9 protein-coding genes are annotated in these 11757 nt (G+C 63.8%); 4 read left to right on the top strand and 5 right to left on the bottom strand.

What is annotated here, in order from left to right:
• Nucleotides 1–146: 146 nt before the first annotated feature.
• The 4 genes from KEC45_RS03405 to KEC45_RS03390 all read left to right on the top strand — a co-directional run bounded on the left by KEC45_RS03405 (nucleotide 147) and on the right by KEC45_RS03390 (nucleotide 5497).
• Nucleotides 147–2591 (top strand): TonB-dependent siderophore receptor, encoded by a 2445-nt coding sequence (locus tag KEC45_RS03405; RefSeq protein ID WP_062183133.1) that lies wholly within the window; start codon nucleotides 147–149, stop codon nucleotides 2589–2591.
• 194 nt (nucleotides 2592–2785) lie between these two features.
• A complete protein-coding gene (locus KEC45_RS03400; RefSeq protein ID WP_083435865.1) occupies nucleotides 2786–3409 on the top strand; it encodes a helix-turn-helix domain-containing protein in 624 nt (207 codons plus the stop codon).
• An 85-nt stretch (nucleotides 3410–3494) separates the two neighbouring features.
• Nucleotides 3495–4559 carry a dipeptidase gene (locus KEC45_RS03395; protein ID WP_062183140.1) on the top strand — a complete coding sequence of 355 codons (1065 nt, stop codon included), beginning with the start codon at nucleotides 3495–3497 and terminating at the stop codon, nucleotides 4557–4559.
• Entirely contained in the window at nucleotides 4556–5497 is a 942-nt protein-coding gene (locus KEC45_RS03390) for a tetratricopeptide repeat protein (RefSeq protein ID WP_062183142.1), read from the top strand. The genes KEC45_RS03395 and KEC45_RS03390 overlap by 4 nt, the downstream gene beginning before the upstream one ends.
• Nucleotides 5498–5524: 27 nt before the next feature.
• On the opposite strand, the gene KEC45_RS03385 is transcribed toward KEC45_RS03390, so the two are convergent.
• From KEC45_RS03385 to KEC45_RS03365, 5 genes are all read right to left on the bottom strand, one after another.
• A complete protein-coding gene (locus KEC45_RS03385; protein WP_202966802.1) occupies nucleotides 5525–6412 on the bottom strand; it encodes an SDR family NAD(P)-dependent oxidoreductase in 888 nt (295 codons plus the stop codon).
• Between the two features lie 75 nt (nucleotides 6413–6487).
• On the bottom strand, nucleotides 6488–7240 hold the full coding sequence (locus tag KEC45_RS03380; protein ID WP_083435866.1) for a TetR/AcrR family transcriptional regulator: 753 nt from the start codon (nucleotides 7238–7240) through the stop codon (nucleotides 6488–6490).
• Nucleotides 7227–8813: an AMP-binding protein gene (locus KEC45_RS03375; RefSeq protein ID WP_062183144.1), complete on the bottom strand. Its 1587-nt coding sequence runs from the start codon at nucleotides 8811–8813 to the stop codon at nucleotides 7227–7229. Before KEC45_RS03375 ends, KEC45_RS03380 begins: the two co-directional genes overlap by 14 nt.
• Nucleotides 8810–10438, bottom strand: a complete 1629-nt coding sequence (locus KEC45_RS03370) for a carboxylesterase/lipase family protein (RefSeq protein WP_062183147.1) — start codon at nucleotides 10436–10438, stop codon at nucleotides 8810–8812. Before KEC45_RS03370 ends, KEC45_RS03375 begins: the two co-directional genes overlap by 4 nt.
• Nucleotides 10435–11757 (bottom strand): MFS transporter, encoded by a 1323-nt coding sequence (locus KEC45_RS03365; protein WP_062183150.1) that lies wholly within the window; start codon nucleotides 11755–11757, stop codon nucleotides 10435–10437. Before KEC45_RS03365 ends, KEC45_RS03370 begins: the two co-directional genes overlap by 4 nt.

The raw sequence follows: 11757 nt of genomic DNA, 5'->3' as shown, positions 1-11757 counted from the left end.
GCCGCCCCTGCAGCACTCCCCTTTTGCATAGGAAGTTTTTGCTAGTTGAGCAAGAATTTTTATGATAGGAAAATTTTAGAAATTATGACACATGACGGAAATCGCCGAATTTCCGGGTGGGGAAACGGGTCCAAAAGGAGGGAAAAATGTCGAAGTTCGTGTCACGCCTGTTGTTGTCGTCAGCGCTCGCATTCGCGATTACGCCGATGGCGCATGCCCAGTCGGCGCCGCCAGAGGATGACGGTGCAGAGACCAGTGAGGGCGGCGGCAGCGACATCGTCGTCATCGGTACGCGCCGCAAGGATCGTTCGATCACCGACAGCTCGGTCGCGATCGACGTCATCGCGCCGGAACAGATCGCGACGACCGGCTATTCGGACGTGAACGATGCGCTGCGCACGCTGGTGCCCGCGTTCAACGCCCAGCGCCTGCAGGGCAATGACGGTTCGTCGTTCGTGCGCCCGGTCACGCTGCGCGGCTCGCCCGCCGACCATGTGCTGCTGCTGATGAACGGCAAGCGTCGCCACCGCGCCTCGATCGTCCAGATCGGCACCGGTCACGCCTCGACCTCGGGCTCGCAGGGCCAGGACTTCAACGTCATTCCGCCGATCGCCCTGTCGAGCGTCGAAGTTCTCCGCGACGGCGCGTCGGCCCAATATGGCTCGGACGCCATCGCCGGCGTGATCAACATGGAGCTGAAGAAGGCACGGAGCGGCGGCTCCATCACGGCCCAGGTCGGCGAATATTATGAAAGCGGCGGCCGCACCTATGACATTCAGGGCCACCTCGCTGTCCCGGTCGGCGACAACGCCTATTTCAACATCGCCGCGCAATATACCGATCAGGCAAAGGCCTATGCGAAGAAGGCCACCCACGCCGGCGCAGAAGCGCTGAGGGCTTTGGGCGTCGCTGGCGTGCCCGAACATCCCGAAGGCAACCTCGATCCGCGCTACATGGCGTTCAAATCGGTATGGAACGCCGGCATCGAACTCAGCGACGAGCTCGAACTCTATAGCTTCGGCAACTATATGACCGGCAAAAGCTCGGTCACCTTCGGCCTCCGCCAGCCCTTCGCAGCAGGAGGCCTCAACGGCCATGGCACCTACGCCAATTCGGCGTTCGACCTGTCGCCCGCGCACCCCCAGCAGTTCAACCTTGCCGCCATCTATCCGGGCGGCTTCACGCCTGAATTCCGCGGCCATCTTGAAGATTTCAGCGCCTTGGTGGGCCTGCGGGATCAAGAGGGACCGCTGACCTGGGACCTGTCGGCACGCTATGGCACCAACACGGTCGATTATTCGATCACCGGCACGATCAACGCCTCGATGGGCGTGAAGTCGCCGACCTCGTTCAAGCCCGGATCGCTCACCCAGCGTGAAATCCAGTTCGATGCCGAAGTCTCCTATGAACTGAGCAAGGACATCCTCATCTTTGCCGGCGCCAGCCACCGCAAGGAAACCTATGTCATCGGCGAAGGCGATGTCGCGAGCTACACGACCGGCCCGCTGCAGGATCTGCCCGCGGGATCGAACGGCTTCCAGGGCTTCTCGCCCGAATTCGCCGGCAGCTTCGATTCGAACAGCTATGCGGTGTTCGGTGAAATCGATGCCGACATCACGCCCTGGTGGAATCTGTCGGCGGCCGCCCGCTATGAAGACTATGACCAGTTCGGCGACAATTTCAGCTACAAGGCGTCGACCCGCTTCGAGCTGAGCGACGCCTTTGCGCTGCGCGGTTCGGTCAGCACCGGATTCCGCGCACCGGCCGCTGGACAGGTCTTCGGCACCAGCCTGACGTCGCAGCTCGACGGCGTCGGCGGCTTCATCCTCGATGCCGTGCTCGTTCCGGGTTCGCCCGCCGCGCAGGTGTTCGGATCAAAGGCGCTGACCCCCGAAACCTCGTTCAACATGTCGGCGGGCGTCGTCTTCACCGGCCTCGACGGTTTCCTGACCACGCTCGATTTCTACCAGATCGACGTCGACGACCGTCTGTTGCTGACGCCTTCGCGGAATACGACCGCTGCGGAGCGCGCCGCGCTCGCTGCGATCAACTTCCCGAACGGTGCGGACATCGAACAGGTGCGCTATTTCCAAAACGAAATGGACACGCGCGTGCGCGGTTTCGACCTTGTCAGCACCTATCGTCATAGCTGGTCGGACAATGCGTCGACCGACTTCAGCCTTGCTGTAAACTATAACGAGCAGCATCTGCGCGGCGCGCCGCCTCCGGGATTCAGCCCTGCCATCGTTACCGAGTTCGAACGCGGCACCCCGCGCTGGCGCGGCAATTTCTCGGCAACGACGAAGGTCGGCGATTTCGGCTTCATGGCGCGCGCAATCCACTATGGCGCATGGCGCCGCCTTGATGGTGCGACGTTCCTGCCACGCAAGGCGGTGACTCTGTTCGATGCCGAGGTGACCTATTCGGGCATCCAGGATGTCGAGCTGAGCGTCGGTGCACGCAACATCTTCAACATCTTCCCGCCGGGCCGCGGCCCCGCTCGCGCCCGCGCTGGTCTGATCTATGACAATCACAGCGTATTCGGCGTCGCAGGCGGCTTCTATTATTTGAATGCCAGGTATAAATTCTGATCTCGTCTGTTCGAGATCGGCCTCTATTTCCGGTGGGCACATACGGAATTGGCATATCGGATATGCCAATTCCGTAGCCTATCGGAAATTTGTGCCCTATAGGTGGCGGCGGCTGATTGGCCGGACTTCTTCCCCCAGCCGTCCCCCATTGGCCGATGCCGTGCGATCTCGAGTAAGTGAAGGATTGGAGTTTTATGCCGCCCAGAAATGGAGACGAGCCGGAAGTTTTGGGTGCCGTTCGTACCGCGAAGCGGCCTCGATCCGAAGGCTTTCATCTGGGTGAGCGGTTGCGCCAATTGCGCAAGGAACGCGGGATGACGCTGGAGGATGCGGGTCGCCTGACCGCGCTTGCGGCGTCGACCCTGTCGAAGATCGAAAACGATCAGATGTCGCCGACGTTCGACGTCGTTCAAAAGCTCGCCACCGGTTTCGGTATCGACATCACCGAACTCTTCGCCAGCAATTCGGGACAGGATGCCGCGGGCCGACGTAGCGTTACGATGGACGGCGCGGGCCGGTTGATGGAAACTGAAGTCTACCGCCACCGACTGATCGCGGCCGAGCTCAAGAACAAGAAGATCCTGCCTTTCGTCACGACGATCAAGGCGCGCAGCCTCGAAGATTTCAAGCGCTGGTCGCAGCACAGCGGCGAGGAATTCCTCTATGTGCTCGAAGGCGAAATCTGCTTCCAGACCGAGCATTATGAACCGGCGATCCTGGGCGTTGGCGACAGCATCTATATCAACAGCAGCATGCAGCACGCCGCCTACTCTACGAGCGAGGAAGACGCCGTCGTGCTGTGGGTCAACACCGGCTAGGCGAAAGCCTGCCCGATCATCGGGCTTGCAATAATTTTCCGATACGCTAATTTCTTTCCAATAGAGAATTGGAGAGGGCGAAGCTATGGACAGACGGAATTTCATCCTGTCGGGGGCGGCCTTGTCGGCCACGATGGCACTGGCACCCGCGGCGGCGGCTTTGGCGAAGACGCGCCCCCTTACCTTCGATGCGATGGGCGAGGTACGCTTCGAATATGATGCGGCGCTGATCGGCCAGATGCGCGCCAGTGGACTCGACGCGATCACGATCACGCTTTGCGATCCGAAGGCTTATGAGGGCCAGGCGTATGAAGAGGCCATTCAGGCCGTCCTCGACCATGACGCGCATATCGCCAAGCATCCCGAACTGTTTCTGAAAGCGACGAAGACCGGCGACATCGACGTCGCGCGTGCGCACGGCCAGCTCGCGCTCTTCTATCTCTTCCAGAACAGCACCCAGTTCGGGCGCGACCTCGACAATGTCGACCTCTTCTACAAGCTCGGCGTCCGCTCGGCCCAGATCACCTATAACGACCAGAATTGGGCGGGCGCGGGGTGCAAGGAACTGGGCTCAAACGGCCTGACGCACTTCGGCCGCGACCTCGTCGGGCGGATGAACGAGCGCCGGATGCTGATCGACCTCTCGCATTCCAACATGCAGACGATGGCGGACACGATCACCGCGTCAAAGGTTCCCGTTATTATTTCGCACACCGCGTGCATGGCGGTGCACAGCAATATCCGCAACACGACCGACGCCAATTTGCGCCTCCTCGCCGACAAGGGCGGAGTCGCCGGCATCTGCCAGATGCGTCCGTTCCTGACGACCAAGCGCGACGACGCGCTGCCCGAATATTTCCGCCATATCGATCATGCCGTCAAAGTGATGGGCGCCGACCATGTCGCGATCGGCAGCGACCGCGACCATCGTGTCGTCGAGATGACCGATGCCTATATCGCCGAACTGAAGGCCGAAGAGGGCGCCAATTTCCACGAACCCGACTGGCCGCTGTTCATCAACGAACTCAACGGCCCGCGCCGCATGGAAGTGGTGTGGGATGGCGTACGCAAGCTCGGCTATCCGGCAAGCACCGTCGAAAAGATCATGGGGACCAATGTCCGCCGCATCTATCAGGAGGTGATCGGATGACCATGCGCTTCATCGCCTCCGTCTCCACCTTCACCCTTGCCTTGCTGCTGACGGCAGCCCCCGCGTCGGCGAACGTCCCTGACGCCGACGCGGGGAATTGCGCGACCAGCCTGATCGGTACGCCGCTGACGATCCCGAAATATTCGGCCGCCACGCAGAAGATGCTGGACGAGGATATCGCGATTGCTGAAGCGGCGCTGCGCATCGCGCCGGGCCGCGAGGACAGCCATATCTGGTACGGTCGCCGGCTCGACTATGCGGGGCGTATCTGCGACGCGGTCGATGCCTTCAGCGCCGGGATCAAGCAATTCCCGGACAGCTATAAGCTCTACCGCTTCCGCGCCCGCGACCTCACGCGCGCGCGCAAGTTCAAGGAGGCGCTTGCCGATTATGAAAAGGCGCTCGAACTGATGGGCGACACGCCCGACAGCTTCGAACCCGACGGCATGCCGAACCCGATCGGCCTGACGATCAGCACCTATCGCGGCAACATCGTCTATTATCACGCGCAGACGAGCTTCGCGACCGGCGACTATCCGACGATGGTGACCGGCATGGCGAAATCGCTCGAACTGTCGGCCGATTTCGCGCGCGACGACATGCGCGTGCCGACAGCCTATTGGACCTATCTCGCGTATCGCAAGATGGGCCAGCACGACAAGGCTCGCGCCGCGATCGACGCGATCGAACCGAACCTGAAGCTGATCGAGAATTTCACTTATTATCAGGCGGTTCAGATCATGCAGGGGCGGCTCGACCCCGCGGGTTTCAAGGACACGCGCGACAGCACGATCAAGTTCGCGATCGCGATGGAACGCCGCTTCGCCGGTGACGAGACGGGCGCGAAGGCGCTGCTGGCAGAGATTGTCCGCGAAAACCCGCAGGGGCATTGGCCTTCGGAAGCCGAACTCGCGAGCCCCGGCCGAAAAGGCTATTGATCGGGCCTGATCGACCCGATCTCGCCGCTACCGACCGTTGGCGGCGCTCGCCACTTCGCGCTCTGCCTGCACAAAGCCATATGCTGGAACGATCGCATCGTCGCGCGCGACCACGCTCGACCATCGATCGGTCAGCTGACGGCCGGCATCGGGATCGCGCCCCAGGAATGCGCCACCCGACAAGGTGATTTCTGCGCTCGCGAAATGCCCCGCGCCCGCGCAGAGGATGGCGCGCGTCGGCGCGGCGTCGCCGACCAGTGCCAGCAGGCCGGGGCTGACAAGCGCCGGATCGAGCGCCGTCAGGCTTTCCTCGGACAGAACCCCGTGTGTCATCTGCGTCGCGGCCGTCGGCGCGAGGCTGTTGACGCGAATGCCGTATTTCTCGCCCTCAATCGCCAGCGTCTGCATCAGCCCGACGAGCGCCATCTTCGCGGCGCCATAATTGGCCTGCCCGAAATTGCCCCAGAGCCCCGACGACGATGTCGTCATCACGATGCGGCCATATTGCTGCTCGCGCATCGTCTCCCACACCGCCTTGCAGCATATTGCCGCTCCCATCAGGTGGACGTCGACCACCAGTCGGAAATCGTCGATGCTCATCTTCGCAAAGCTCTTGTCGCGCAGGATGCCCGCATTGTTGACGAGGATGTCGATCCGTCCCCACGCATCCAGCGTATCGCGGACCATCGCGCCCACCGCGGCCTCGTCGGTCACCGAAGCCGCTATCGCCATCGCCTCCCCGCCGTCGGCGACAATCTCCGACACCACCTGTTCCGCGGCGGACAGCGCGAGGTCGTTCACCACAACGCGCGCGCCCTGCCTTGCGAGGTAGCGCGCATGGGCACGGCCCAATCCGCCGCCTGCCCCGGTGACGATCGCGACCTGCCCATGCAGCGGCAATACATCATGTCCCATATCAATCTCCATTCACTCTCTAGTGAGTTAATATCTTGAACAGGCGCGGGGCGAAAGAGCAATCGTGTCTTTCGCCTAGACCTTCGTGCTGCAGATTTGCCGGAAGCCCGCCGCCATGAACGATGCCATGCGCGCCTTAATGGCTTCGAAGTCCTCGGACTTGCAGACGCCGCCCGACAGCTTGTCGATGCGCCCGGTCCGCGCGAGCGTGACCATCAGCGCGCCGGTGACGAAATGATAGCCCCAGAAGATATCTTCTTCGGCGCAATCGGGCATCGCCATTTTCAGTAGCTCGATCAGGCGCAGCACCACGGGATCGAAATGGCTGTCCATCAGTTCGGCGCCCCATTCGGGGGTATTTGCGACCTGCGCGCCGAGCGCGCCGTAATTTTTCCAGCCGTCGCCGCCATGGATATAGAGATCGAGGTCGGTGTCGAGAAAGGCGTGAAGCGCGCCCTCGATCGTCGGTTTGCCGCCGCTCGCGCGATCATATTCGTCCAGCGCCTGCATCCGCTTGGTGCTCGTCACCACCGCGCGGCGCGCGAAGACGGCGTCGAACAGCTTTTTCTTGTCCTCGAAATAATAGTTGAGCAGCGTGTGATGCACGCCGACGCGCTTCGCGACGTCCTTCAAAGTGACGCCGTGCAGGCCGTGCCGCGAGAACAGTAGCTCGGCCTCGTCGAGGATCTGCTCCATCGTCTCGGCGCGCTGTTCGGCCTTGGTCGATCGCCGACGCGTTTTCGCCTCTTCTGTCACTCGTCCGACTTCCAATATCTGTTCCGTCGCCGCCCCTGCCGCGACGTCCCCATGCCGATCAACCCGCGCCATAGTCGTTCCGCAAGCGAATCTTATCGATTTTTCCGGTCGGCGCCAGCGGCATGGAGGGAAGGCGCACGACCGCGTCGGGAATCCACCAGGGCGCAACCCGGCCGGCCAGCGGCGCAAGCAGGTCGGCATCGCTGATCTTGGCATCCGCTCCAAGCTCGACCAGCAGCACCGGCCGCTCGCCCCATTTGGGGTCCTCGCGGCCGATCACCGCGGCGAGCGACACCTGTGGCAACGCGCCAACGACAGCCTCGATCTCGGCGGGGTTGATCCATTCGCCGCCCGACTTGATCAGATCCTTGGCGCGGCCGGTGATCGACAGATTGCCGCGGGCGTCGATCCGCGCAAGGTCTCCGGTCGCGAACCAGCCGTCATCGTCGGTCGCCGTCTCCTCCTGACCCAGATAGCGTTCGACGACCGCCGATCCGCGAACGCGCAAATGTCCCTCAACCCCGCGCTGTTCGGGAAGGGCGATACCGGCGGCATCGGTGAGCAGCAGGTCGACGCCGATCGCGGGCCGTCCCGATACCGAAGCGCTGCGCAGCGGATCGTCCGGCGGTGCGATCGTGCCGAGCGGCGACAGCTCGGTCATGCCCCAACTGGTCTGGACGCTGACGCCAAGGCGTCGCTCGATCCGCTCCATCAGCGCGGGCGGCATCGGCGCGCCGCCGACGATGATGCGCCTCAGGGATGGCAGTTCGCCGCCCGTTGCCTCCAGATGCTCGACAACGCCGAGCCAGACTGTCGGCACGCCGACGCCGACGGTGACGCCCTCGGCCGCGATCAGGCGCGCGAGGCTCGCCCCGTCAGCCTGACGGCCCGGGAGCACGAGCTTGCCGCCGACCGCGGGAAGCGCAAAGGGCAGCCCCCACGCGTTGGCGTGAAACATCGGCACGACCGCGAGCACGGCATCGCGGTGCGTGAAGGCCATGACATCGGCCTGAAGCGCGCGCAGCGTGTGGAGAAAGCTTGCGCGGTGCGTATAGGTTACGCCCTTCGGCGCACCCGTCGTGCCAGAGGTAAAGCAAAGGCCGGCGGGCGAGCGCTCGTCGAAGCCGCCCCATGTCGCACCGCCCGGCGCGTCGTCGATCAGCGTTTCGAGTTCGCGAAGCGGCGGCGCGGCGGCAGGCCAGTCGCTCGCGGATCCGTCGATCACCAGCACCTGCGCGATCGCAGGCGCGCGCTCGACGATCGACCGTGCGAGCGGCAACAGGTCGGCGCTGACGATGAGCAGCTTCGCGCCCGATTGCACCGCCATTGCCGCAAGCTGCGGCGCGGTCAGCCGCGGATTGAGCGTGTGACAGACGGCGCCGATGCCCATCGTCGCATACCAGGCCTCGACATGCGCCTGGCTGTTCCACGCGAGCGTCGCGACGCGGTCACCCTCCTCTACGCCGAACCCCGCGAGCAGCGATGATATGGCGAGGCTGCGGCCGCGCAGGCGTCCGTATCCGATGCGTGCAACGCTGCCGTCCTCGCATGCAGTGACGACTTCGGCATCACCGTGCCAGCGCGCCGCGTGATCGAGGAATTTGTCGAGGGTAAGCGGATAATCCTGCATCATTCCGTGAATCATGGACAATTCGCGTCCTTCGCGAGCACGGGCGAGACGATCCCCGTGTTCCAGTTCCACGGCTGGTTCCCTGCCGCCCGGCGGCGGCAAACCGCGGTTTCGTGAAGCGCATACATGCCGGGCATCAACCGCACACCGGGGCGCGGAATGTCGGCGAACGCGATAAAGGCCGCATCGCCACCATAAGCCCGCCAGGCCGCCTGCCCCGCCGCCTCGGGCTTCCCCGTCTTGGCGAAGGAGACCCAATAGTCGCCCATTGCGGTCGCAAGGCGGCGTTCGGCAACCGTGTCGGGAATCTTGGGCCAATAGGGCGGCGTATCGCTGGCGGTGCCGAATACAAACGGAATTTCTGCCGCGTGAAAGCCGTGCAAACCCGCCTCGCTCGCCGCCGGATAGCCATGGTCGAAGAGGTAGAGATAGGATGGCTGGCCAAGCGCGGTCTGCTTGATCGCCAGCCGCTCCGACGTCCAGCCATACATGGCGTCGCGCGTCGTCGCGAGGATTGCCTCGCCCAGATCCTTTGCCGGATAGAGTTTCAGCCAGGCATCGGCGAGGTCGCCGTAGCGCTCGCGGATCGCGGCTTCATAAGCCGCCGCATTGGCGGGAACGGGCGGCGCAAGCATGCGTAGCGATCGGATTTCGCCGATATTGAACCCGGCTATGATCGGCACCGGCGCCTGTTCGCCGCGGTCGAAAGTGTCGACGAGCTGACGCGGCAAAATCTTGCCGTCGATCGTTCCCCACGGGAAATAGCCCGCCTTCAGCGCCCCATCCGATAGCGCGGTTGCGTCCATCGCGCGGAGCGTCGTCAGATCGTTTGCGCCAAGCGCAGCCGCGACCCGTAACCCGGTCGCTTCGGCGGCTGTTTCGCCATGGCGATCCCCTTTCAGCGAAGGGGTCGAGATCATATAGGCGCTTTGCGCGATCGCCTTGTGGAACAGCCCCCGCGCCTTTGGCGAGGCCATCAGATACATCACGCTGAGCGCGCCGGCAGACTCGCCCGCGATGGTAACATTGCCCGCATCGCCGCCGAACGCACGGATATTGGCCTTCACCCATTCGAGCGCCGCGATCTGGTCGAGCAGGCCGTAATTGCCCGACACGCCGTCGGGCGATTCCGCGCTCAGCGCCGGGTGGGCCAAATAGCCGAGCACCCCGAGGCGGTAATTGATCGACACCACGATAGCGCCGCGCGCCGCCAGCTTTGCACCGCCGTACATTCCCTCATGGCTGTAACCCGTCGTCAGCGCGCCACCGTGGATCCAGACGATCACCGGCGCATCCTTGGCATCCTCGGGCGCCCAGATATTGAGCGTCAGGCAATCCTCGGAAATCTTCGCGGGCGGATTCGCATAGATATGGACGGCCGCGGGGCGCGGCTGGATGCATGCGGCGCCAAAGCTCTGCGCCTTGCGGACACCGGGCCATCCCGGCAGCGGTTGCGGCGCCTTCCAGCGAAGCGGCCCAACCGGCGGCTGCGCAAAGGGAATACCCTTATACTCGCGAACCTTGCCGACGGTCTTGCCCTCCAGCGTCCCGGCGGGTGCCTCGACGACCGGGTTCGCGGCGATGGCGGGCGCCGCCATCAATAGCCCCGCCGCCGACAAGGCGGTGCGCAACGATTTCATGCCTGTATCTCCTGCCGACCATCCTCTCGGCGCAGCAGCCGCGCGAGCCAGAGGAAAAGTCCGATCGCGATCACGTAAAAGGGCGTCAGCGTGTAAAGCGCCGTTTGCAGCCCGTGCAGGTCGCCCTGCGCCTTGAACCAGTCGCTTGCGAAGCCGACCCATGTCGGGCCCAATCCCAATCCGATGAAGTTCATGATGAGCAGCAGCAAGGCGCCGGCGAGTACGCGCTGATTAGGCTTCACTTCCTCCTGAACCAGCGCGACCGAGGCCGAGAGGTAGAAATAGTTGAAGACCATCACGACGGTGAGCAGCGCCAGCGCGAGCGGCCAGCCCGGCGCCCAGACGAAGGCGAGATAGAAGGGCATGGCGACGGCCAGCGAGATCGCGGGCGCGACCGCATAACCCGCCCGCGACTTGCGAACCATCCGGTCGATCACGCGGCCCGAGACGATCATCCCGCCGCCCATGCCGATCAGCAGAACCAGCGCATACCAGATGGCGACATCGCCAAGCTCCATGCCCTTTTCGCGCATCAGGAACAGCACCGCGAAATTGCCGAGGCCATAGGTAACGAATTGTGTCGCGCCGCTACCCAGCGCCGCGAGCATCAGGACCGGGTGCGACAGGAACATGCGCACCGTCGGCCAGAAGGCGGCCTTGTCGTCGGCGGACGGGATCGAGGGCGTGGCCGCGACATCGGTCGCACCGCGCGTCGGCTCGCGGACCGTCAGCCATACCGCGAGCGCGGTGACGATGCCGATCGCGCCCACCGCGATGAAAGGAATGCGCCAGCCGAAACGCTCGGCGATCGCGGCGCCGAACGCCACCCCGGCCGCGGCGCCGATCGCCGGACCGAGGTTGAAGATGCCGAGCGCGGCGGCGCGTTTGCCCGGCGGATAGGTGTCGGTGATGATCGCATAGGAAGGCGGCACACCGCCCGCTTCGCCAAAGCCGACGACCATGCGCGCGACGACGAGCTGCGTGTAGTTGGCAGCCATGCCGCATGCGACGGTCGCTCCGCTCCAGATCGCGCAAGCGGCCGACAGCACGCCGACACGGCTGGTGCGGTCGGCGAACCAGCCGACGGGGATCGCGATGAAGCAATAGAACATCGCGAAATAGAGCCCGCTGATCAGCCCGAGCTGACCGTCGCTGATCTGCAGCGCATCCTGGATCGGCTTGGCGAGGATCGACAGCAACTGCCGGTCGAGGAAGTTCAGCACATAGACGAAGCAGAGCATCCCCAGAACGAAAGTCGGATTACTCCCCGGCCGCGTGGACGCTGCGACCGGGGAGAGGGAGGCCTCTGCGCCCGCCAT

The sequence above is a fragment of the Sphingopyxis sp. USTB-05 genome, from assembly GCF_023822045.1.
Classification (GTDB): domain Bacteria; phylum Pseudomonadota; class Alphaproteobacteria; order Sphingomonadales; family Sphingomonadaceae; genus Sphingopyxis.
This window is presented reverse-complemented; position numbering and strand designations above follow the sequence as displayed.

Coding starts and splice junctions, on each gene's coding strand:
- KEC45_RS03405 (WP_062183133.1), top strand. CDS start 147: ATGTCGAAGTTCGTGTCACGCCTGTTGTTGTCGTCAGCGCTCGCATTC.
- KEC45_RS03400 (WP_083435865.1), top strand. CDS start 2,786: ATGCCGCCCAGAAATGGAGACGAGCCGGAAGTTTTGGGTGCCGTTCGT.
- KEC45_RS03395 (WP_062183140.1), top strand. CDS start 3,495: ATGGACAGACGGAATTTCATCCTGTCGGGGGCGGCCTTGTCGGCCACG.
- KEC45_RS03390 (WP_062183142.1), top strand. CDS start 4,556: ATGACCATGCGCTTCATCGCCTCCGTCTCCACCTTCACCCTTGCCTTG.
- KEC45_RS03385 (WP_202966802.1), bottom strand. CDS start 6,412: ATGGGACATGATGTATTGCCGCTGCATGGGCAGGTCGCGATCGTCACC.
- KEC45_RS03380 (WP_083435866.1), bottom strand. CDS start 7,240: ATGGCGCGGGTTGATCGGCATGGGGACGTCGCGGCAGGGGCGGCGACG.
- KEC45_RS03375 (WP_062183144.1), bottom strand. CDS start 8,813: ATGATTCACGGAATGATGCAGGATTATCCGCTTACCCTCGACAAATTC.
- KEC45_RS03370 (WP_062183147.1), bottom strand. CDS start 10,438: ATGAAATCGTTGCGCACCGCCTTGTCGGCGGCGGGGCTATTGATGGCG.
- KEC45_RS03365 (WP_062183150.1), bottom strand. CDS start 11,757: ATGGCGGGCGCAGAGGCCTCCCTCTCCCCGGTCGCAGCGTCCACGCGG.